The sequence below is a fragment of the Actinoplanes sp. G11-F43 genome (assembly GCF_050589265.1).
Classification (GTDB): domain Bacteria; phylum Actinomycetota; class Actinomycetes; order Mycobacteriales; family Micromonosporaceae; genus Actinoplanes.
This window is the reverse complement of sequence record NZ_JBNZCE010000010.1, coordinates 62,063-83,391: the sequence shown is the minus strand read 5'-3', so window position 1 is coordinate 83,391 and position 21,329 is coordinate 62,063. Positions and strand designations below refer to the sequence as shown.

The window sequence follows — 21,329 nt, the reverse complement described above, 5'->3', positions numbered from 1 at the left end:
GTATGGATTACGTACGGCTGGGCGGCACCGGGTTGAAGGTCTCACGCATCTGTCTGGGCATGATGACCTACGGATCGACGACGTGGCGGGACTGGGTGCTCGACGAGGAGGCCGCGACCCCGATCGTGAGACGGGCCGTGGACCAGGGCATCACCTTCTTCGACACCGCCGACATGTATTCGGTGGGTGGCAGTGAGGAGATCACCGGGCGGCTGCTGCGCGCGTTCTTCCCGGGCCGGGACGACTATGTGCTGGCGACGAAGGTGTTCTTCCCGATGGGTGCCGGGCCGAACGACGGCGGCCTGTCCCGCAAGCACATCATGGCCTCGATCGACGCGTCGCTGCGCCGGCTCGGCACCGACCACGTCGACCTCTATCAGATCCACCGCTTCGACCGGGAGACGCCGATCGAGGAGACGATGGAGGCGCTGCACGATGTCGTACGGGCGGGAAAGGCCCGGTACATCGGCGCCTCGTCCATGCATGCGTGGCAGTTCGCCAAAGCCCAGTTCACCGCCGAGCGTCACGGCTGGACGAAGTTCGTGTCGATGCAGCCGCAGTACAACCTGGCCTACCGGGAGGAGGAGCGGGAGATGCTGCCGTTCTGCCTCGACTCGGGGGTGGGGGTGATCCCGTGGAGCCCACTCGCCCGCGGGGTGCTGGCGCGCGGCCGGGCGGCCGGGTCGGTGCGGGCCCGCACCGACCGGATGATGGCCCTGCTGTCGACCGAGGACGACTTCGCGGTCGCCGACGTGGTGGCGGACGTGGCGAAGGCCCGGGACACCTCGCCGGCCCGGGTGGCGCTGGCCTGGCTGTTGTCGAAACCGGCGGTGACCGCCCCGATCATCGGCGCGTCGAAGACGTCGCACATCGACGACGCGGTGGCCGCTGTCGACCTGGAACTGACCGAGGGGGAGATCGCGGCGCTGGAGGGCCCGTACCGGCCGCACTCGGTCATCGGGTTTTAAAAGAGACACTAGGCTGGCAGGCGTGAGACCTCTGCTCGCAGTCGACGCCCCCAGCCTCTACTTCCGCGCCTTCCACGGCATCCCGGAGAAGGCGGCACGGACCGAAGCCGGGGAGCCGGTCAACGCGATCCGCGGCTTCCTGGACATGCTGGCCCAGCTGATCCGGACCCGGCGCCCGGATCGGCTGGTCTGCGCGCTGGACGCGGATTGGCGGCCGGCCTGGCGGGTGGAGCTGGTGCCGTCGTACAAGCAGCACCGGGTCGCCCACGGTGATGTCGAGGAGGTGCCGGCGTCGCTGGAGAAGCAGGTGCCGGTGCTGCTGGAGGTGCTGGCGGCGATCGGCATCCCGGCGTTCGGGGTGCCGGGCTTCGAGGCCGACGACGTGCTCGGCACGCTGGCCGCGACCCAGCCGGCGCCGGTCGAGGTGGTCTCCGGTGACCGGGATCTGTTCCAGCTGGTCGACGACGCCCGCGGGACCCGCCTGCTCTACTGCGGCCGGGGGGTGGCGAAGCTGGAGGACGCCGACGAGGCCCTGGTGATGGCGAAGTACGGGGTGGAGGCCCGGTGGTACGCGGATTTCGCGGCGATGCGGGGTGACCCGAGCGACGGCCTGCCGGGAGTGCCGGGGGTGGGTGAGAAGACCGCGGCGAGGCTGATCGAGCGGTACGGCGGGGTGGAGCGGATCGTGGCCGCCCTCGACGATCCGGACGCCGGTTTCGCGCCGGGGGTCCGCACGAAGCTGGACGCTTCCCGCGACTACCTGGCCCGTGCGCTGCCGGTCTGCAAGGTGGCCCTGGACGTGCCGCTGCCCGATTTCGACCCGGAGCTGCCGCGTGCCCCGAAGGATGCGGACGCCCTGCTCGCCCTGGCCGAACGGTGGAATCTGGCGGGGTCCGCCCGGCGGCTGGTGGACGCCCTGGCGATGTAGCGGATCACTTCTCCTCAGATCACCGGCGGCGACTCCGATACGGCGGGTCGGAATCAGTCCACCTGGTGAACGGAGTACGCATTGTCGACGCGAGTGGTTCGCGCGTGCTTCGGCGTCTGGACGCTGATCATCACCTGCGTCTACTACGCCTTCCCGGGCGCCCAGCTGTACAGCTGGGCGGCGCTCGGGTACTCCGCGGCGATCGCGGTGCTGGTGGGCGTGTGGATGCACAGGCCGAGCCGGAAGCTGCCGTGGTTCCTGATCAGCCTGGCGATCGCCTGTTTCACCACCGGCGACACCTGGTACAACCTGATTCTGGCGCTCGGCGGGCAGCCCGGTTTCCCGGGCCTGGCCGACTTCTTCTACCTGGTGTTCTATCCGTTATTCACGGCCGGCCTGCTGATGCTGGTGCGGGCCCGCAACGGCGACGGCGACAACCGGGCGGCGCTGCTGGACGCGCTGGTCCCGACGGTCGGCCTGGGCCTGCTCGCCTGGGTGTACTGGATCGCCCCGTTCACCCGCGCCGACCACCTGTCGACGGTGGAGAAGCTGGTCTCGATCGGCTACCCGCTGGGTGACGTGCTGGTGCTGGCCGTGATCCTGCGGATGGTCACCGGTTCGGGCAAGCAGCTCGCCTCGCTCAGCACCCTCGGCCTGGCCATGATCGGCCTGCTGATCTCGGACGTCTTCTACGGCCAGTCGCAGCTGAACCAGGCGTGGTCGCTGGGCGGCCCGGTCGACCTGGGCTGGGTGGTGTTCTACTCGGCGATCGGGTTCTCGGCGCTGCGCCCGTCGATGCGGTCGCTGTCCGAGCCGGTCGAGCGGGCCGACTCGGGCATGGACAGCCACCGGCTGTTCTGGCTCAGTTCGGCGGCGCTGATCGCCCCGGCCGTCCTGGCCCTGGAGTACATGCAGGGCAAGGAGGTGGAGATCGAGCGCGGTGGCGTGGTCGACGCCCCGGTGATCGCCGGTGCCGCCGCCGTGATGTTCCTGATGGTGCTGGCCCGGGTCGCCGACCTGGCCCGGTCCCAGCGGCAGGCCGGCAGCCTGGAGCGGGCGCTGCGGGAGGCGAGCGCGCTGCTGTTCGCGACCGCCACCGAACGGGACGTGTTCAAGGCGGTCACCGCGATCGTGAACCGGCTGATGCCGCCCGGCCAGCAGTACCACCTGCACCTGCCGGAGCCGATCCGGGTGGACGGCCCGGTGGAGCGCGAGGTCCGGCTGATCAGCACCGCCGAACTGCCCGAGGGCATGCGTTCCGGCGGCTACCTCAGGGTCATCTACGCGACCCAGCCGCTGCCCGGCGGCCGGGTGTCCCGGATCGCGGTGGGCGCCGACGACGACGTGCTGCGGCTGCTGCTGCCCGCGTTCCAGACCCTGGCCACCCAGATCTCGGTGGTGCTGGAACGGATCTCGCTGACCGCCGAGGTGAGCAAGGCCGAAGGCGAAGCCTGGTTCCGTACGCTGATCCAGAGCGCCGCCGACGTGATCCTGATCGTCGAGCCGGACGGCACCATCCGGTACGCCACCCCGTCCGCCGAACTGCTGTTCGGTGTCGACCCGACCGGCAACCCGCTCGGCGGCATGATCGCCGACTCGTCGCAGGGCGCGCTCCGGGAGATCATGAGCCGGGTCCGGGCCGGTGTCGGCGAACTCGACGACATCGAACTGACCGCGCTCCACACCGACGGCCGTACCGTCGAAGTGGAATGTGATCTGCGGGACCTGCGCGAGGACCCGACAGTGGCCGGCCTGGTGATGACGCTGCGGGATGTCACCGAGCGGCGCGGGCTGGAGAAGGACCTCACCCACCAGGCGTTCCACGACGCGCTGACCGGGCTGGCCAACCGGGTGCTCTTCCGGGACCGGCTGGAGCAGGCGTTCTGTGTGGCCGAACGGGACGGCGCCACCCTGGGTGTGCTCTTCGTCGACCTGGACGACTTCAAGGAGGTCAACGACACCCTCGGGCACGCGGTCGGTGACCAGCTGCTGCTGCACGTGGCCGACCGGATCGGGTCGATCATCGGGACCGGCAGCACCGCGGCCCGGATGGGCGGCGACGAGTTCGCCATCCTGGTCGAGCAGAGCAACTCGGTGGACGCCGCCGAACGGGTCGCCGCCCAGCTGGTGGAGGCGCTCGCCGGCTCGGTGGAGATCTCCGACGGGGCCGGCGGCACGCACGTGATCAGCGCCCGGTCCAGCGTCGGGGTCGCCACCAACCGGGACGCCGACACCGCCACCGAGCTGCTGCGGCACGCCGACCTGGCGCTGTACCTGGCCAAGGGCAACGGCAAGGGCGGCTGGCAGCGGTACCAGAGCGACCTGCACACCGCGATGATGCAGCGCCTGGAGATGCGGACCGCTCTGCACGAGGCGATCGAGCAGGAGCAGTTCGTGCTCCAGTTCCAGCCGATCGTCGAACTGATCGACCAGAAGATCACCGGCGTGGAGGCGCTGGTCCGCTGGCAGCATCCGGTCCGCGGGCTGCTTGGGCCCTACCACTTCGTGGAGGCCGCCGAGGAGAGTGGCGCGATCGTCGGCATCGGCAACTGGGTGCTGCGGGAGGCGCTGCGCCAGTTCGCGCAGTGGAAACGGGAGAACCCCGAGACCACCTTGCGGTACGTCAGCGTCAACGTGTCGGTACGCCAGTTCCGCAGCGACGACTTCGGCGCCCAGGTCCGGGCCGCGCTGGAGGCCAGTGGCGCACGCCCCGAATGGCTGCTGCTGGAGATCACCGAGAGCCTGGTGCTCAAGGACGCCGACAAGGTGCTCGCCGACCTGAAGGCGCTGCGGGCGATGGGGGTCAGAATCGCGATCGACGATTTCGGTACGGGCTACTCCTCACTGAGCTACCTGCGCCAGATGCCCGTCGACGTGCTGAAACTGGACAAGTCGTTCATCGACGACATCCTGCACAGCCGTCAGCAGCACGCGCTCGTCGACGCGATCGTCACCCTGTCGCACAACCTGGACCTGGCAGTGGTGGCCGAAGGCATCGAGGAGGCCGGCCAGCGGGCCGCGCTCGACGCGATGGGCTGCCAGTACGGTCAGGGCTACCACTTCGCCAAGCCGCTGTGGCCCGGAGACGTGCCGGCGATGGCCTCGCAATACGAGCCGCACCCGGCCGAACACCAGGCGGTGTGACGACATCCGACAGAGCGTGCGGGTGGTTCGACGGATATCTACTGGCGCGGGCGGCCGGGAGGAGGCAGTGTCGGGGATGTGCTGAACAACCCCGTGTGGGCCGCCCTCTCCGGGCCGCAGGCGTGTTTCGCCGAGGCCGCGGGCAACGCCGCCCGATACCTGCCCGACATCGCCCCGTTCGCCGCGCTCAGTGACCCCGCCGATCCGTCGGCCTGGCGCGACCTGGCCGGACTCACCGACTACGCCGTGCTCACCGGCCCGTCGATCACGCCACTCGCCGGCTGGCGGGTCGGCACGGTCACGCCCGGTGTGCAGATGATCGGCCAGAGCATGTCCGGCGTGGAGGACCCCGGCGCGGTCCCGCTCACCGAGAAGGACGTGCCCGAGATGCTGGAGCTGGTGGCCCGCGCCCAGCCCGGCCCGTTCCTCAAACGCACCGTCGACCTGGGCCGCTATCTGGGGATCCGGGACGACGAGGGGCGGCTGGTCGCGATGGCCGGCGAGCGGTTCCGGATGCCCGGCTGGACCGAGGTGAGCGCGGTCTGCACCGACCCGGCCTGGCGCGGCAAGGGCCTGGGCGCACGCCTGACCCTTGCGGTGGCGGCGGGCATCCTGGCCCGGGGCGAGTTGCCCTTCCTGCACGCGGTCCAGGACAACACCGACGCCATCCGCCTGTACGGCCGCCTCGGCTTCACCCACAACGCAGACGTGATCTTCGCGTCCTACCGCATCTGACCTACCGTTCCGGATAGCGCGACATCCTCCGGCACGCTCTGCACCACACGCCGGCTGGGCAAGCTCACCAACAGGCACACTGAAGTCGACGCCACCCCACAGCCCACTCAGCGTGCCGCACAGCAGCGCAACCTAACCGGTACGCGACACACAAAACGACAGACCACCCCACGTGCCGCACAACGGCGCAACCCGAACCGCACCGCGGCACGCGAAACGGCGGGCCGCGCCATGTGCCGCACAGCGGCGCGAAACGAACCGCTACGCGGCACACAAAACGGCAGGCCACCCCGCGTGCCGCACACCGGCGCCAACCGAACCGGTACGCGGCACACAAAACGGCAGGCCACCCCGCGTGCCGCACAGCGGCGCGAAACGAACCGCTACGCGGCACACAAAACGGCAGGCACGCTGCGTGCCGCACAGCGGCGCGAAACGAACCGCTACGCGGCACGCGGAACGGCAGGCACGCTGCGTGCCGCACAGCGGCGCGGAATGGACCGCTGCGCGGCACGCGGAACGGCGGGCACGATGCGTGCCGCGAAGCGGTGCGGAACGGGGCGGGGTGTGGCACGCGGGTGGACGGGACGCATTCGCCCGGCGGGCGCGGGTCGGCCGGGAGGGCACGCCTGCGTCGCGGGGACGAGGCGGGACCGTTTGGTGGGGCGTACCAAATTAGATTTGCCCGTGGTTGGGGGGTTGTTCGTCGGCCAGCTCGAAGGCTGCGATGTGGGCGTATTTGTAGTCGATCGGGTCGTGCACGCTGTGGGTGCGGGCGTTGCGCCAGTGCCGGTCCAGGGCATATTTCGCCGCGGCCGAACTGGTGCCGCAGAGCGTGAACAGCTCCGACGAGGCCTCCAGCGCGACCTCGGTGCCGAACGCCTTCGCCGCGGCCACCGCGAGTGAACCCCGCGCCGCCGCCTCCGCGCCGGACGGGATCAGCCCCACCTCGGCCAGCGTGCCCGCGGCGGACTCCAGCAACGCCTCAGCGGCACGGACGCGGGTCGCCAGACGGCCGTAACGATGCCGCACGTGCGGATCGTCGGTGGCCGCCGACGCGCCCTTGCGCACCGCCTCCGTCGACGGTCGCCCTTTCTCCCGCAGAAAACCACGGGCATCCCGGAGAGCGGCCCCGGCGATGCCCACCTCGATCGCGGTGTGCACCAGCTGCGCCCGCGCGCCGAGCTGCTGCGGCGTCTCGAAGGCTCCGGACCAGTCGATCCGCAGCCCCGGCTCCACCGGCACGCCGGTGAACGTCGCGGTGCCCGAGATCGTCGCCCGCTGGCCGATCATGTCCCAGTCGGTGTCGATCGCGACCCCGCTAGCGTCACGCGGCACCAGGGCGAGAACCACACGGCCGGTCTCGTCCAGGGCGCTCGCCGCGATCCATGCGCTGGTCAGGGCACCTGTCGTGTAGTACTTTACGCCGTTCAGAAGACCGCCGGTAATCCGCGTCGTGAGGTCCTGGGCGTGTTTACCGCCACGTTCGGCGAGGCCGTTGCCGAGGCGCCGGCCGGCCAGCACGTCACCCAGGATCCGCTTGCGGGCCTCCGCGCCACCGTGCACCACGATCGCGTCGACCATCAGATAGTGGCCCTGCGGGATCTGCGCGATCGCCGGGTCCGCCATCGCCAGGATCCGGGCCACCTCGGCCAGGGTGCGCGGGCCCAGGCCCGGCCCGCCGTCCGCCGCCGGAACGGTGATCCCGAGCAGCCCGGAGGCGTCCAGGGCGGCCACCGCCTCGTGCGGGATCACCTCGGCGCCGTCCCGGTCACGCTGGATCGCACCCGGTTCGAGCAGGTCGGCGAGCTGATGGGCGGCGGCGATCGCGGCGTCGTGGTTCTGGGGTACGGCCATCCGCCGATCCTATGATTCTCAAGTGGGCGGGCGGGCACCCGATCTGCACGCCATGTGGCTCTGGGCACGGTTCGCCGTCGACGTCCTGACCGTGCTGATCCTCACGCCGGTCTTCTTCCCGTGGGGCGGCCTGGCGATCGTCGGGGTGGTGCTCAGCGCGCTCGCCCTGCGCCGGCGGCACCGGGCCGGGCGCGCGGGCGCCGACGGCCTCACCGGACTGGCCGGCCGGGCCCGGTTCCGTGAGGTGTCCGGCGGCCTGCTGGCCCGTGGTCACCGGACGGCGATCCTGTCCGTCGACGTGAACGACTTCCACAAGATCAACGAAGCTTTCGGCCATCGGGCCGGCGACCGGGTCCTGATCGAGTTCGCCGGCGTGCTGAGCACCTGCGTGCCGCGCCAGGCGCTGGCGGCCCGGGTGGGCGACGACGAGTTCGCGGTGGTGCTGACCGGGATCGACACCCCGGAGCAGGCGTACGAGGTGGCCGGCCGCCTGGCCGCCGCCCTCGGCCCGGTACTGATCGACGGCCGCCTGGTCCCGCTGGGCGCGGGCATCGGCGTGGCGGTGTCCGGCCCCGGCGAACTCACCCTCGACGAGCTGACCCACCGCGCCGGCCTGGCGATGCGCAAGGCGAAGTCCCTGGGCCCGGACACCCGCTGGGCGATCTGGCAGCACCCTCCGGACGAGACCGCCCTTCCCACCGCCGCCTGACCGTCACCGTCTGCGGGGTACGTACACCTGATGCCCGGCGTCCCACCACAGAACGTGGAACACCGCCTCATCCAGGAATCCCCATAGCCGGACGGCGCCCTCCAGCCGGAACCGGAAGAGCTCGTCCCCGACCACCTCGTCCAGGCGCAGGTGGAGAAAGCGCTGCTGAGCCTCCTTCTCCAGGGTCACCAGGTCCTGGCTGTGGTGCTTCCGATGGCCGCCCGACATCTGGGCCCGGATCTCCCGCCACGTCAGCCTGCCCATCTCACACAGAAAGTCATGCAAGAGGACATGATCGCCGGATCGAAGCCATGACCACGATCCGCTGTAGGAACGGTCGGCGTAGCGGAACGAGAACGACGGGAAACGGTCGTCGACCGTACGGTCGTCAGCACCGGTCCGCGGAGTCCTCCGCCCGCCGGCGAGTTGCTTCGCCGCCTGCGTGCGGACCTTCTTGACGCCCACGGCCGGCCTCAGATCGCCGTCTGCGCCGGAGCGTCCCAGCCCTCCCATGTCAGTTCTTCGACCGAGGTGGCATCCTCCGCGGCGTCCAGCGCACCGTAATACTCGGCCAACGCCGCCTGGGTGATGACTGCGTGGGAACGCGCTGCCGGTGCGAGCCCGTGCCGGGCGTCCCGCCAAGGGCTCTCCGCGTGGGTGAGGTGGGAGAGTTTCCGGCCGTCCAGCGCCCCGTACGCGCCGAGCACGATGTCGACGGTCTCCCGCTCGTCGGGTGCCAGCCGATCGGGGTCGCCGCCCTCGACGACGCTCACCTCGAACTGGCCGCGGTGGCTCTGGTAGAGCTCGGGGACGACCGGGCCGTTGGCCCACGCCTCGATGCGCTCGGGGAACAGCGGCCGGTCGTCCCAGACGAGATGCCAGGCCTGGCTGTAGTAGACGAGCTTCTGCAGCTTCATCGCGGAGACAGGGCCGAGCCTGGCCAGAATGTACGCGGCGACGTCATGGGCGGTTGCCACCGGAACACCTCCTGACCTGTGCAAGCGCTTCGGGCTTCGTCCGGTCAGCTTAGCGATGAGGTGTGACAATGTCCGTCCCTTGATCAGCGGCTGGTTTTCCGTTCGACAGTGTCGCCTCACCTCACTCGGGACGGGAGGCATCGTTCGCATGACATCGATGTCCAGAAGTCGACTCGCCCGCACGCGGGTTCCAACGAGCCATGTGCCGCGACGTGACGGCAAGACATTGATGAACGTCATGTTTCCAAGGTGGGATTGTTCTTTTTTGTTCGGACACGAGAAATTCACGGGGATCATCATCTTGTGACGTTCGGGTTCCGTAGATCTGTTACGTCCGAAACGGACGACCTAAGGAGCCGTTCATGCGCCTCTTCCCCCGTCCCCGCACCCTGGTCGCCGGGCTGGCCGCCAGCCTGATGTCGCTCGGTCTGCTGGTCTCCCCCGCCCAGGCCGCGCCGACCGGAATCCCGTCCAAGGCGACCGCCCAGACCTACCTGAACGCGCTGACGGTGGCCGCCGAGGCCAACGCCGGCACGTACGACCGGGACCTGTTCCCGCACTGGATCACCATCAGTGGCACCTGCAACACCCGGGAGACCGTTCTGAAGCGGGACGGTACGAACGTGGTCACCAGTTCGGCGTGCGCCGCGACGTCCGGCACCTGGTACTCGCCGTACGACGGGGCCACCTGGTCCGCCGCGGGTGACGTGGACATCGATCACGTGGTGCCGCTGGCGGAGGCGTGGCGGTCCGGTGCCAGCGCCTGGACGACCAGCCGGCGGCAGAGTTTCGCCAACGACTTGACGCGTCCGCAACTGATCGCGGTCACCGACAATGTCAACCAGTCGAAGGGCGACAAGGACCCGTCGGCGTGGCAGCCGTCGGTGACGTCGTACCGGTGCACGTACGCCAAGATGTGGATCGCGGTGAAGTACTACTGGGCGTTGACCCTGCAGTCGGCGGAGAAGACCGCCCTGCAGACCTCGCTCAACACCTGTTCTAGCTGATCCGGTCGGCGGCCACCGCTGTCGCGACCTTGTCGACGATGGCGGTGGCACTGCCGGCCGAGCCGTTGACGATGATCGAGAAGACCACCCCGCCGGTGTAGCCGGAGAGAGCGTTCACCCCGGTCAGCGTGCCGGTCTTGGCCCGCACCCGGCCGGCCGCCACGGTGCCGCGCATCCGGTTGGCCAGGGTGCCGCCGACCATCGGGTCCGGGTCGCCGGCCACCGGCAGCGCCGCCTGATAGGCCGGGAACCAGCTCCGCCCGCGCACCGCCCGCAGCAGTGTGGTCACCTGGCGGACGGTGACCCAGTTGCGTCGGCTCAACCCCGATCCGTCACTCATGGTGAGCAGCCGGGTGTCGACGCCGAGCCGTCCGAGGGCTGCCGTGGCCGCGGTCAGCCCGGCCGGCCAGCTGCCCGGCCGGACCGGCGCTAAGGTTTTGATCAGAATCTCGGCGTGACCGTTGTTGGACAGTTTCAGGAACGGCCGCAGGATCTCGGTCAGCGGTGGCGAGGCGAGGGCGGCCAGGTTGCGGGCGTTCTTCGGGACGACCCCCTTGCCGGTACGCCCCACCACGGTCATCCCGTGCCGCCTCAGTGCGGCCCGGAAGATGCCGGCCGCGGTGGCCGCCGGGTCGGGCACCGACACCAGCGCCGTTCCGGACCGGCCGGCCCCGATCGACCCGCTGACCGTGACGTTCGCGGTGCCGTGGACCCGTACCGCGTCGACATTGTCGGCGGAGCCGCGGGTGACCGCCCGGTTGGCCACCCGCACACCGGCGGCCGGCGGCCACACCCGGATCTCCGGCCGCCGCCCGGCCACCCCCCGGTAGCGGATCTCCACGGCGGCGGTGTCGTAACGGGTGTTCGCGGCGAAGGTCAGGGCGGAGATCGGCGCGGTGTACCCGTACGGCTCGTCCTCCCACGACCAGTCCCGTCCGAGCGGCACCCGGTCGAACCACGAGTCGTCGGCGACCAGCCGCGCGGATCTGCGTTTCGCCGCTTTCGCCACGGCGGCGGCCAGCTGGTCGTACCGCTGGTGGGTCATCGTCGGATCACCCCGGCCGACCAGGTAGAGGGTGTCCCCGGCGGTCAGCACCGAGGTGCGGAACCGGTGTCCCGGGCCGAGGATCTCCAGCGCGGCGGCCGCGGTGAGCAGTTTCTGGTTGGAGGCGGGCAGCACCCGCAGTCCGGGGTTGCGCTGGTAGAGCACGGCGCCGGTGGCCGCGTCCCGGACGTCGACGGCGATGGTGGCTCCGTCGAGTGCCCGGTCGGCGAGGATCCGGTCGAGTTCACCGGCGAGGGACGCCTGCGCGGGAGCGGGCACGAGCAGCAGAGCGCTGGCGACGGCCATGACGAGACGCATGCCGCGATCGTCACATATCGGTCATAACCACCCGGCTGCGGGTGGTGAGCCGGCCGATCAGCAGCACCGCCACGGCCAGTCCGACCATGATCCACCAGCCGGCCGCCCCGGCGCCGGCTCCCGCCACCGCGCCGATCACCGCCACCCCCAGCGCGGTTCCGACCTGACGGCTGGTCGAGGCGATCGCCGCGGCCACCCCCGCCCGGGATCGCGGCATACCGGACACCGCGGTGTTGGTGATCGGTGTGTTGACCATGCCGAACCCGAACCCGAACAAAACGTACGCCACGAACAGCTGCCACACCGGAGTGCCGGCGGTGACCATGGTCAGCGGCAGCAGGCCGAGCGTCATCGACGTACCGGCGATCAGCAGTGGCAGTCGCGGACCGCGACCGGCCACCAGCCGACCGGACAACGGCGACGCGACGATGGTCATCACCGCCATCGGCAGCGTGTGCAGCCCGGCCGCCAGCGGCGACAGACCACGGGTCTCCTGCAGATAGAGGGTGTTCAGGAACAGGAACCCGCCGAGTACGGCGAACGCGCACACCGCGATCAGGGTGGCCCCGGCGAACGGGGCGCCACGGAACAGCCCCAGCTCGATCAGCGGCTCCGCGCGGCGCGGTTCCCACCACAGCAGCCCGGCCAGCGCCAGTGCGCTCAGCCCGAAACAGCCCACGATGACCGGATCCAGCCAGCCGGCCGCCGGGCCCTCGATGATATCGAGCCGCCCACCGCCTGCAGCATCCGGAAGGCGATCAGCCAGCCCAGACTCGGCGCGACACTGCACAGCAGCGAGGCCGCGGTGAACAGCGCGAGCCCCGTCTGAAAGACCCGGCGCCGGCCGATCCGGTCACCGGTCGACCCGCCGAGGATCAACAGACTGGCGATGACCAGCGTGTACGCGTCGAGAGTCCACTGCAACCCGGAGACCGGCGCGTCCAGGTCGTCACGGATGGCGGGAAGCGCGCTGTTCACGATCGTGACGTCCAGGCTGATGATCAGCAGGCTCATACAGCAGATCGCGAGCACGAGGTAGCGGCGGGGCACCTGTCGGTTCTACCCCTTCTCCGGGTCGCCTCAGGGTTCGGCCCCGGTCACCCAGAAGATCATCTTCTCCGCGTTGAGCTGATCACAGTTTTCCGGTGGCCCCGAATTGGGCAAGGTGGGCTGCATGCATATCTGGCCGGGCAACCCGTACCCGCTGGGGGCCACCTACGACGGTGGCGGTACGAATTTCGCGCTCTTCTCCGAGGCGGCCACCCGAGTCGAACTGTGCCTGTTCGACGAGAACGGCGCCGAGACCCGGATCGACCTGCCGGAAAGGGAGGCGCTGGTCTGGCACGGATACCTGCCGAGGGTGGTTCCCGGGCAGCGGTACGGCTACCGGGTGCACGGCCCGCACGAGCCGTCGTGGGGACAGCGCTGCAATCCGAGCAAACTGCTGCTGGATCCGTACGCGAAGGCGATCGACGGCGACTACCGCTGGGATCAGGCGCTGTTCTCCTACGATTTCGGCGATCCGGAGTCGTTCAACAGCGCTGATTCGGCGCCGTTCTCGCCACGCTCGGTGGTGGTCAATCCGTATTTCGACTGGGGCAACGACCGCCCGCTGAAGATCCCGATGTACGAGACGGTCATCTACGAGGCCCACGTCAAGGGCATGACGATCCGGCACCCCGAGATCCCCGACGACGTACGGGGCACGTATTCCGGCCTGGCCCACCCGGCGATGATCAAGTATTTGAAGAATCTCGGAGTGACCGCCGTCGAGCTGATGCCGGTGCACCAGTTCGTGCACGACAGCGGGCTGATCGAACGGGGCCTGACCAACTACTGGGGTTACAACACGATCGGATTCTTCGCCCCGCACAACGGCTATTCCTCGTTCGGTGGCGGGGGCGGTCAGGTGCAGGAGTTCAAGGCCATGGTGAAGGCCCTGCACGCGGCCGGCATCGAGGTCATTCTCGACGTGGTCTACAACCACACCGCCGAGGGCAACCACCTGGGCCCGACGCTGTCGTTCCGGGGTATCGACAACCCGGCCTACTACCGCCTCGTCGACGAGGACAAAAGATACTATTACGACACCACCGGTACGGGTAACAGCCTCAACGTCCGGCACCACGAATCGCTGCGGCTCATCATGGACTCGCTGCGCTACTGGGTGACCGAGATGCACGTCGACGGCTTCCGTTTCGACCTGGCCGCCGCGCTGGCCCGGGAGTTCCACGAGGTGGACCGGCTGGCCGCCTTCTTCGACCTGGTCAACCAGGATCCGGTGGTGTCCCAGGTCAAGCTGATCGCCGAGCCGTGGGACGTCGGCGACGGCGGATACCAGGTCGGTGGATTCCCGCCCAACTGGACCGAGTGGAACGGCAAGTACCGCGACTCGGTGCGCGATTTCTGGCGCGGCGAACCGTCCAGCCTCGGTGAGTTCGCGTCCCGGTTCACCGGCAGTTCCGACCTCTATCAGGACGACGGCCGCCGGCCCATCGCGTCGATCAACTTCGTGACCGCGCACGACGGTTTCACCCTGCACGATCTGGTGTCGTACAACGAGAAACACAACGACGCCAACGGTGAGGGCAACCGCGACGGCGAGTCGCACAACCGGTCCTGGAACTGCGGCGCCGAAGGCGAGACCGACGACCCGGACATCATCGTGCTGCGGGAGCGGCAGAAACGGAACTTCCTGGCCACGCTGCTGCTCAGCCAGGGCGTCCCGATGATCGCGCACGGCGACGAACTCGGGCGCACCCAGCACGGCAACAACAACGTCTACTGCCAGGACAGTGAGATCTCCTGGGTGGACTGGATCGACGCCCGCAACGAGGACGTGCTCACCGGTTTCACCCGGCGACTGCTGAAACTGCGCGCCGACCATCCGATCTTCCGGCGCCGGCGATTCTTCACCGGCGAACCGGCCGGCGATTCGAAACTGCCGGACATCGCCTGGCTGCGCAGGGACGGTGAGGTGATGACCGAGGCGGACTGGAACACCCGCAGCGGCATGACGATGACCGTCTTCCTCAACGGCAACGGCATCCCGGAACGCGACGCGCTCGGCGAGGAGATCAAGGACGACTCGTTCCTGCTGCTGTTCAATCCGCTCGACGAGGACGTCGCGTTCACCCTGCCGGACCGCGATTACGGCCGGACCTGGGAGATCACCGCCAACACCGCCGATCCGCTGCTGGCCGTCAAACGAAAGACCGCCCGCGCCGGTACGCAAGTCACCGTCACCCGACACAGCCTGGTGGTACTGCGCTGCCGTTACTAGGTTCCGCCACACAGAACCTAGGACAGCGAGCGGTACCAGGCGATCTTCTCGCGGACCCGGCGCTGCTCGTGCCGCAGCTGCTCCACCTTGGCATCGATCTCCCGATCGTGCTCCTCGAGCAGCTCGGCACGGCGGGCCGCGCCGACCTCGGTGTCGTCGGTCAGCAGCTCGGCGAACCGCCGCAGCCGGGCGATCGGCATGCCCGAGTCACGCAGGCAGCGCAGCAGGCCCAGCCGGGACAGGTCGTCGTCGGAGAACACCCGGCGACCCCCCGACGTACGCCGGATGCCGTGCATCAGACCGATCTTCTCGTAGTAGCGGATCGTGTCGATGCTGACGCCGAGCCGCTCCGCCGTCTCCCCCGGTGTGTAAGGCACGTGCGCCAGGTTACCCATTGGCATCCGTCCCTACTGGTGTGGCATCGCGGTCGATGAGAGGCTGAGGCATGGAACGCGCACCGCGGCCCCGGCTGCACTTCACCCCGCGTGCCGGACGCGTCGGTGATCTCTTCGGCGTGCTCGCGGCGGACGGGCGCTACCACGTCTTCTACGAGCACCGCGGCCTCGGCGGGCAGGACTCCGCCTGGGGCTGGGCCACCTCCGACGACCTGGTCATCTGGACCGAGCAGGGCATCGTCCCGGCGCCCGGCGACGCCCGGTGCGGCACGGTGGTGGCCGGGCCGGTCGCCTTCTACACCGACCCCGGCGGGCGGATCACCCGGGCCGTGCCCGAGCCCGGCTTCACCGGCTGGCGGCAGGACGTCCCCGCCCCGTTGATCACCGCGCCGCCGGCCGGAGTGAGCGACCTCTGCGATCCGTTCGTGTGGTGGGCCGGCAGCGGCTGGCGGATGCTGCTGCGGGGGCGGCTGCGCGACGGGGCGGCGGCGATCCTGCAATACCACTCGGCGGACCTGCTGCACTGGTCGTACGACAATGTCCTGGTCTCCCGGGCCGCCACCACCTGGAGCTGTCCGCGGCTGTTCCCCCTGGACGGCTCGTGGGTGCTGCTGGTGTCCAGCGGGGAGGAGGTGACGTACGCCATCGGCGACTACGACGGCCTGCACTTCACCGCCCGCACCTGGGGCACCTTCGGCCGCGGCGAGGTCGGCCACATCGTCACCTTCGTCGACGCGTCCGGCCGGCGCTGCGCCCTGGCCCGGCTCGGCGACGAGGACTCCTGGGCCGGCACGCTCAGCCTGCCGTGGGTCCTGTCGGTGCGCGACGACCGGCTGATCGCCACCCCGCACCCCAACCTCGACCCCTACCTGATCAGCGGGGCCACCGGGCTGACCGCCACCCGGGGCGAGGTCCGCGACCACGGTGACCTGATCCTGCGGATGCCGGCCGGTGGCGAGACCATCCTGTTCGCCGACGCCGACATCGTCGAGGTCACCGTCGAGGGCGTGAGCGGGCTGGGTGTGGCCCGGCGCACCGGGCCGGTCGTGCCCGGGGTCCGGTTCGCCCGGTTCGGTGGTTAACCCGCCGGCGCCCGGGCAAGCACAGTGGTATGCCTGGACGTGAGGAATTACCCGACACCTTGAAACGGTCGCCGAAGAAAGCGCAGCGGACCTTCATCAAGACGCACGACTCGGCGGTCGAACAGTACGGCGAGGGCGAACGCGCGCACCGCACCGCCCTGTCCGCCGTCAAACACTCCTTCGAAAAGGTCGGCGATCACTGGGAGGCCAAGGAGAGGAAAGGCCCCAGCGACGCCAAAGCAGCGGGTGGACGCGACACCAAGGCCTCCACCGCCGAGGGTGTCGACGCCAACGCCAGCAAGAAACACCTGCTGGACGTGGCCCGCCGGCTGGACGTCTCCGGGCGGTCCACGATGACCAAACCGGAACTCGTCGAAGCCATCAAGAAAGCCAACGCCCGGGAGACGCGAAAAGCACGTGAATGACCTCGATCGATTCGTACGGGCCCAGGACGGTGTCTATGACAGCGCCCTCGGTGAGCTGATCGCCGGGCGGAAACGTACACACTGGATGTGGTTCGTCTTTCCGCAGTTGGACGGTCTCGGCTCCAGCATGACCGCGCAGCGGTACGCGATCCGGGACATCGAGGAGGCGCGCGCCTATCTGGAGCACCCGGTGCTCGGGCCCCGGCTGCGTGAGTGCGCGGCGGCGTTGCTGGCGCACGCGGGCCGGGACGCCACCGACATCCTCGGGTACCCGGACGATCTCAAGTTACGGTCGTCGATGACCCTGTTCGCTCGGGCGGCCGCCGACCCCGCGGTGTTCGAGCAGGTCATCGAAGCTTTCTACGACGGCCCGGACGATCGGACCCTAGACCTGCTCGGAGCCTCTCCGCTGTCTTGGTAGTGCTAGCACCACCATTCTTGGTTCGGCTGCCTCTATCGTGCCCGCACCATCCTGGCGGGCACGATCCGGGGTATGGGTTCTCTGCTGGAATTGAGGGACGTCCACCACCGGCACGGCCGCGGTGCCGGCGCCGTCACCGCCCTCGGCGGGGTGACGGTCGGTGTCGTCCCCGGCCGTCTGACCGCGGTCATCGAGCCGTCCGGGGCCGGTAAGAGCACCCTGCCGCGGATCGCCGCCCGCCTCGATCTGCCACTGCGCCTGGCCGGGGTCCGGCCCGGCGGGTGGCGCATCCGGGCGGCGATCACCGAGGTCGACCTCGCCGACCGGCTGCGGCATCGTCCCGGCGGGCTCTCCGGCAGGCTCTCTGGCGGGCTCTCCGGCGGACTCTCCGGCAGGTTCTCTGGCGGGCTCTCTGGCAGGTTCTCTGGCGGGCTCTCCGGCGGCGAGTGGCAGCGGGCGGCGATCGCCCGCACCCTGGTCATCCGGTCCGCGCTGCCTTTTGCCGACGAGCCGACCGGGACCCTCGACCCGGGTGCCGGCCGGGCGATCCTGGCCCTGCTCCGGGAGGCGGTCGACCGGCACGGCCAGACCATCCTGCCGGCCACCCACGACCCAGCCGTTGCCGATTCGGTGATCACCCTGGTCGACGGCCGTGTGGTCCCCTCATCCGGCCTTCCGGTCCGGCCGATGCCTTCCGACCTCTCCGGCCCGCCGGGCCGGGACCGTGTCGGCGGGGTGGCGGCATGATGGCGCTGGCCTGGCAGAATCTGCGGGTGCGGTGGGTCTCCTCCGCCGCGGTGTTCGTCACCCTCGTGCTGGGCGCCGGTCTGCTCGCGGTGACCGGGCTGGCTCTCGCCGCCACCGCACACCGGGACCGTCCGCCGGTCCGCACCATCGACGCCGATGTGGTCGCGGTCGGGCCGGCCCGGGTCGGATCCCATCCCCTCTGGGCCGATCTCCAGTCACCCGCTCCGGTGCCTGACGCCGCAGCCGCCGACCTGGCCACCATTCCCGGCACGGTCCTCGACCGCTCGATCCCCGCCGTCCTGGCCGGGGTGACGACCGAGATCCATCCCTGGTCCACCGCACGCCGCATGGTCGCCGGCCGCGCCCCAGCGGGTCCGGGCGAGATCGCCATCAGTGCCGACTCCGCGTTCTCCGGTCGCACCAATTCCTTCCCCTCCTCCCCCGCCTCCTCTTCTTCCTCTTATCCGCGGTCCTTCCCTTCCGCCTCTTTCCGCGCTCCCTCTTCTCCGCCCTTCTCCCCTTCCGCTTCGTTCCCCGCTTCCTCTCCGCCCTCCTCCCCTTCCGCTCCCTTCCCCGATTCCTCTCCGCCCTCCTTCCCTTCCGCCTCTTCCTCTTACTTCTCTTCGTCCGGCTCCTACTTCTCCTCTGGCGGCGCGGGTTCGCTGGTCCCCGGCGATGCCGTTGCTGTCCGGACATCGCACGGCATGCGGTCGTGGACCGTGACGGCTCTCGTCGATGGGCCCACCGCGCTCTATGTCGCCGATCAGGTCGCGGCTGAACTGGCCGGGGGCCGAGTGGACGCCGTGCTGCTCCACGCCACTCCCGGCTTCGACGTGCCCTACCTGATCGTCCGGGCTCAGGCAGCGGGTCTCACCGCGTTGACCGGTGACAGTCGTTCCCGGGCGGAGCCGTCCGTGACGGCCGATACCGCTGCTCTGGCTGACACTGCCGCGCTGCTGGGGGTCCTGGCCGGGCTGGTTGTCTTCGCAACCATTTATGCCGTGTCCGCCATGTCAGGATTTATATACATAAGGCGTCACGGCGAGATGGGCCTGCTGCGTGTCATCGGCGCCGTCCCACGCCAGGTCTTCCGCCTGATGCTGACCGAGGCGATGCTGCTCGCCGTTCCGGCCACCTTGCTCGGTGCGCTGTCGAGCGTGCCGCTTGCCCCGTACTTCGGACGGTGGCTGGTCGCCACCCACCTCGCGCCCACCGGTTACACGATCGATGCCGACAGCCTCACAGCGTCCATCGATTCTCTCCCGTCTCTCCCGTCTCTCCCGTCTCTCCCGTCTCTCTCGTCTCTCTCGTCTCTCCCGGCCCTCTCGTCTCTCCCGGCCCTCCCGGTCCTCTCGTCTTCTCCGCCTCTCCCGGCGCTGCTCGGAGCCGTTGCCGGTGGGCTGTTCCCCGCCGCGTTGGGGATCCTGATCGCGGCACGACGGGTGGGCCGGCCCACTCGCGAGACCACCACGGACTCGCGGGGCATGACTCCGGCCCGGTGGGCGGCGGCGCTGCTGATGGGGATCGGTGCGGTGGGCGCCACCGCGCTGGGCGGCTCACTCGGCGCGGGCGAGGCGATCGTGTCGACCCTCCTGGCCACCTATCTGGCACTCGGCGCCACCGCGGCGCTGATCCCGCTGTTCGCACCCGCCCTGATCCGCGTGACCACCCGTCTGATCCGCGTATTCACCCGCCTGAACCGCGCGACCGCCCGCCTAAACCGCGTAAATGCCCGCCTGAACCGCGCGACCGCCCGCCTGAACCGCGTGACCGCCCGGCCGTGGCCCGGCGTGACGATGTGGGCGGCACGCGCCGCCGCCCTGACCGCCACCCGGCGTACCGCAGCGGCCGCCACTCCCGTACTGGTCACGACCGGTCTGGCCGCCACCCTGCTGACGGCGAACGCCACCGCTTCCCAGGCCACCGCCCAGGCCGCCCGCGAACGCCTGAAACCCACCACCACACTGATCACCGCCACCGACCGGGTCGGCATCCCCACCGAGACACTGCGGGCCTTGGCAACGGTTCCCGGGGTGACCGGTGTGGTCCCCAGCCGGGAGGAGACGATCTACACACAGGCCGCCGACCACGTGAACGTCGTCAACGCCCGCTACATCGCCCCCGGCCTGACCGCGGCCCTGCACTTGCCGGTCACGTCCGGAGACCTGGCTCTGGTGAACACGCCACCCGCACCCGTTCCATCCACGCCTGCTCCCTCCAGCCCACCCGGTTCGCCCAACACACCCGGTCCGTCCAGCCCATCCGATCCGCTCAGCGCACCCGGTCCGGCCCGCGCGGCCGATCCGGCCAGCACGCCCGATCCGGCCAGCACGCCCGATCCGGCCAGCACGTCCAATCCGCCCGGCGCGCCCAGCGCATCCGGTCCGTCCAGCGCATCCACGCTGTTCAGGGCCGGGACGACCTTGAGCTCCGGAGCTGGGGATGGGACCGGTGTGAATAGCACATTGGGTGAAGTCGATATATCCGACAAGTCGGCAGGGGCCGGTGAGGCCAGCGGGACCGGGAGCATCGGTGGGCTGGCCGCGGGAATGGATGTGGCTCGGGCCAACGGCTGGGTGCTCGGTAGGGAGGCGCGGTTCTGGCTGGCGGACGGGACACCGATGACGCTGCCGGTAGTCGCTCTGCTGCCGGAGAGCCTGGACATGACCTCGACGGTCCTGATTCCCTGGGGCCTTGCCGGGGGACGGGGCGCCGACACCGTCTACGTGACCGGTGATCCCGACCCGGCACGGCTCGCTGCGGTCACCGGGCTCGCCGCCGGAACCGGGCTCGCCGGGATCGTCCGGGATCCGGCGATCTACCCGGCCGACCGCGACGCCTGGACGGACCGCCTGAACCGGTCGGTGATGATCTCCATACTGGTCCTGACCCTGCTCTACGCGGCCGTCGCGATCGCTCACAGCATGGTCGGGTCGGCTGCCGGACGTTCTCGCGAGATCGCCGTGCTCCGGCTGAACGGAGCCACTCCCCGCCAGACCCTCGCCCTGGTCACCACCGAGACGGTGCTGGTCGCGGCGGTCGGCGTGCTGTCGGCTGCGACAGTGGCGACGGTCATCCTTCTCGGCTTGCGTTCACGTCTGGAGGCGTTGATCAGCGAACCCGTGATCACCGTGCCCTGGCCGCCGATCCTCGCCATCACCGGAGTGTGCGTCCTGGTCGCGGTCGTGTCCGGGGTCGTTCCCGCGATGGTGTTCCTGCGCACCCCGATCGCCCGGCTCGCCGCCCTCCGCGAGTGATGGCCATGTGGGGCCGCCGCAACGACCCGCG

The 21,329-nt window shown here is 69.9% G+C and carries 19 protein-coding genes; 12 read left to right on the top strand and 7 right to left on the bottom strand.

The window, feature by feature from the left end; all coding sequences use genetic code 11:
- Positions 1-2 precede the first annotated feature (2 nt).
- The 4 genes from ACQ0O7_RS11685 to ACQ0O7_RS11670 all read left to right on the top strand — a co-directional run bounded on the left by ACQ0O7_RS11685 (position 3) and on the right by ACQ0O7_RS11670 (position 5,775).
- The gene (locus ACQ0O7_RS11685; RefSeq protein ID WP_430781997.1) at positions 3-968 is read left to right on the top strand and encodes an aldo/keto reductase; all 966 of its coding nucleotides are present in this window, start codon (positions 3-5) and stop codon (positions 966-968) included.
- Between the two features lie 13 nt (positions 969-981).
- On the top strand, positions 982-1,896 hold the full coding sequence (locus ACQ0O7_RS11680; protein ID WP_430782136.1) for a 5'-3' exonuclease: 915 nt from the start codon (positions 982-984) through the stop codon (positions 1,894-1,896).
- Between the two features lie 81 nt (positions 1,897-1,977).
- Positions 1,978-5,040 (top strand): putative bifunctional diguanylate cyclase/phosphodiesterase, encoded by a 3,063-nt coding sequence (locus tag ACQ0O7_RS11675; protein ID WP_430781996.1) that lies wholly within the window; start codon positions 1,978-1,980, stop codon positions 5,038-5,040.
- A gap of 78 nt (positions 5,041-5,118) precedes the next feature.
- The gene (locus ACQ0O7_RS11670) at positions 5,119-5,775 is read left to right on the top strand and encodes a GNAT family N-acetyltransferase (protein WP_430781995.1); all 657 of its coding nucleotides are present in this window, start codon (positions 5,119-5,121) and stop codon (positions 5,773-5,775) included.
- Positions 5,776-6,450: 675 nt separating this feature from the next.
- On the opposite strand, the gene ACQ0O7_RS11665 is transcribed toward ACQ0O7_RS11670, so the two are convergent.
- Complete coding sequence (locus tag ACQ0O7_RS11665) at positions 6,451-7,632, bottom strand: acyl-CoA dehydrogenase family protein (RefSeq protein ID WP_430781994.1); 1,182 nt, start codon at positions 7,630-7,632, stop codon at positions 6,451-6,453.
- 22 nt (positions 7,633-7,654) lie between these two features.
- On the opposite strand from ACQ0O7_RS11665, the gene ACQ0O7_RS11660 reads away from it, so the two are divergent.
- A complete protein-coding gene (locus ACQ0O7_RS11660) occupies positions 7,655-8,341 on the top strand; it encodes a GGDEF domain-containing protein (RefSeq protein ID WP_430781993.1) in 687 nt (228 codons plus the stop codon).
- Between the two features lie 3 nt (positions 8,342-8,344).
- Here the strand turns inward: ACQ0O7_RS11660 and ACQ0O7_RS11655 are convergent, their stop codons facing one another.
- Entirely contained in the window at positions 8,345-8,626 is a 282-nt protein-coding gene (locus ACQ0O7_RS11655) for a hypothetical protein (protein ID WP_430781992.1), read from the bottom strand.
- 188 nt (positions 8,627-8,814) lie between these two features.
- Positions 8,815-9,318, bottom strand: coding sequence for a Panacea domain-containing protein (locus ACQ0O7_RS11650; RefSeq protein ID WP_430781991.1), 504 nt, complete (start codon positions 9,316-9,318; stop codon positions 8,815-8,817).
- Between the two features lie 362 nt (positions 9,319-9,680).
- Here ACQ0O7_RS11650 and ACQ0O7_RS11645 point away from each other — a divergent pair, with 362 nt between their 5' ends.
- Positions 9,681-10,325 carry an HNH endonuclease family protein gene (locus ACQ0O7_RS11645; RefSeq protein ID WP_430781990.1) on the top strand — a complete coding sequence of 215 codons (645 nt, stop codon included), beginning with the start codon at positions 9,681-9,683 and terminating at the stop codon, positions 10,323-10,325.
- Here ACQ0O7_RS11645 and dacB read toward each other — a convergent pair.
- Genes dacB through ACQ0O7_RS11630 form a run of 3 tightly spaced genes read right to left on the bottom strand, consistent with a single transcriptional unit; the run spans position 10,318 to position 12,702 of the window.
- The gene (gene dacB, locus ACQ0O7_RS11640) at positions 10,318-11,688 is read right to left on the bottom strand and encodes a D-alanyl-D-alanine carboxypeptidase/D-alanyl-D-alanine endopeptidase (RefSeq protein WP_430781989.1); all 1,371 of its coding nucleotides are present in this window, start codon (positions 11,686-11,688) and stop codon (positions 10,318-10,320) included. The genes ACQ0O7_RS11645 and dacB overlap by 8 nt on opposite strands.
- Before the next feature lie 10 nt (positions 11,689-11,698).
- Positions 11,699-12,367 carry an MFS transporter gene (locus ACQ0O7_RS11635; protein WP_430781988.1) on the bottom strand — a complete coding sequence of 223 codons (669 nt, stop codon included), beginning with the start codon at positions 12,365-12,367 and terminating at the stop codon, positions 11,699-11,701.
- Positions 12,349-12,702: an MFS transporter gene (locus ACQ0O7_RS11630; RefSeq protein WP_430781987.1), complete on the bottom strand. Its 354-nt coding sequence runs from the start codon at positions 12,700-12,702 to the stop codon at positions 12,349-12,351. Before ACQ0O7_RS11630 ends, ACQ0O7_RS11635 begins: the two co-directional genes overlap by 19 nt.
- A 160-nt stretch (positions 12,703-12,862) precedes the next feature.
- On the opposite strand from ACQ0O7_RS11630, the gene glgX reads away from it, so the two are divergent.
- The gene (glgX, locus tag ACQ0O7_RS11625; RefSeq protein WP_430781985.1) at positions 12,863-14,971 is read left to right on the top strand and encodes a glycogen debranching protein GlgX; all 2,109 of its coding nucleotides are present in this window, start codon (positions 12,863-12,865) and stop codon (positions 14,969-14,971) included.
- Between the two features lie 17 nt (positions 14,972-14,988).
- Here the strand turns inward: glgX and ACQ0O7_RS11620 are convergent, their stop codons facing one another.
- A complete protein-coding gene (locus ACQ0O7_RS11620) occupies positions 14,989-15,366 on the bottom strand; it encodes a MerR family transcriptional regulator (RefSeq protein ID WP_430781984.1) in 378 nt (125 codons plus the stop codon).
- A gap of 50 nt (positions 15,367-15,416) precedes the next feature.
- Between ACQ0O7_RS11620 and ACQ0O7_RS11615 the strand changes: the two genes are divergently transcribed.
- From ACQ0O7_RS11615 to ACQ0O7_RS11595, 5 genes are all read left to right on the top strand, one after another.
- A complete protein-coding gene (locus tag ACQ0O7_RS11615) occupies positions 15,417-16,448 on the top strand; it encodes a hypothetical protein (RefSeq protein ID WP_430781983.1) in 1,032 nt (343 codons plus the stop codon).
- Between the two features lie 29 nt (positions 16,449-16,477).
- Positions 16,478-16,873 (top strand): ChaB family protein, encoded by a 396-nt coding sequence (locus ACQ0O7_RS11610; RefSeq protein WP_430781982.1) that lies wholly within the window; start codon positions 16,478-16,480, stop codon positions 16,871-16,873.
- Positions 16,866-17,294, top strand: a complete 429-nt coding sequence (locus ACQ0O7_RS11605; RefSeq protein WP_430781981.1) for a DUF1810 domain-containing protein — start codon at positions 16,866-16,868, stop codon at positions 17,292-17,294. Before ACQ0O7_RS11610 ends, ACQ0O7_RS11605 begins: the two co-directional genes overlap by 8 nt.
- A gap of 72 nt (positions 17,295-17,366) precedes the next feature.
- The gene (locus ACQ0O7_RS11600) at positions 17,367-18,041 is read left to right on the top strand and encodes an ABC transporter ATP-binding protein (protein WP_430781980.1); all 675 of its coding nucleotides are present in this window, start codon (positions 17,367-17,369) and stop codon (positions 18,039-18,041) included.
- Entirely contained in the window at positions 18,038-21,298 is a 3,261-nt protein-coding gene (locus tag ACQ0O7_RS11595) for an FtsX-like permease family protein (protein ID WP_430781978.1), read from the top strand. The genes ACQ0O7_RS11600 and ACQ0O7_RS11595 overlap by 4 nt, the downstream gene beginning before the upstream one ends.
- The last annotated feature ends 31 nt before the right edge of the window (positions 21,299-21,329 follow it).

Excerpts from the sequence above, each read along its gene's own strand:
- ACQ0O7_RS11620 (WP_430781984.1), bottom strand. The coding sequence starts at position 15,366 with ATGGGTAACCTGGCGCACGTGCCTTACACACCGGGGGAGACGGCGGAG.
- ACQ0O7_RS11595 (WP_430781978.1), top strand. The coding sequence starts at position 18,038 with ATGATGGCGCTGGCCTGGCAGAATCTGCGGGTGCGGTGGGTCTCCTCC.
- ACQ0O7_RS11685 (WP_430781997.1), top strand. The coding sequence starts at position 3 with ATGGATTACGTACGGCTGGGCGGCACCGGGTTGAAGGTCTCACGCATC.
- ACQ0O7_RS11630 (WP_430781987.1), bottom strand. The coding sequence starts at position 12,702 with ATGAGCCTGCTGATCATCAGCCTGGACGTCACGATCGTGAACAGCGCG.
- glgX (WP_430781985.1), top strand. The coding sequence starts at position 12,863 with ATGCATATCTGGCCGGGCAACCCGTACCCGCTGGGGGCCACCTACGAC.
- ACQ0O7_RS11615 (WP_430781983.1), top strand. The coding sequence starts at position 15,417 with ATGGAACGCGCACCGCGGCCCCGGCTGCACTTCACCCCGCGTGCCGGA.
- dacB (WP_430781989.1), bottom strand. The coding sequence starts at position 11,688 with ATGCGTCTCGTCATGGCCGTCGCCAGCGCTCTGCTGCTCGTGCCCGCT.
- ACQ0O7_RS11600 (WP_430781980.1), top strand. The coding sequence starts at position 17,367 with ATGGGTTCTCTGCTGGAATTGAGGGACGTCCACCACCGGCACGGCCGC.
- ACQ0O7_RS11645 (WP_430781990.1), top strand. The coding sequence starts at position 9,681 with ATGCGCCTCTTCCCCCGTCCCCGCACCCTGGTCGCCGGGCTGGCCGCC.
- ACQ0O7_RS11610 (WP_430781982.1), top strand. The coding sequence starts at position 16,478 with ATGCCTGGACGTGAGGAATTACCCGACACCTTGAAACGGTCGCCGAAG.
- ACQ0O7_RS11665 (WP_430781994.1), bottom strand. The coding sequence starts at position 7,632 with ATGGCCGTACCCCAGAACCACGACGCCGCGATCGCCGCCGCCCATCAG.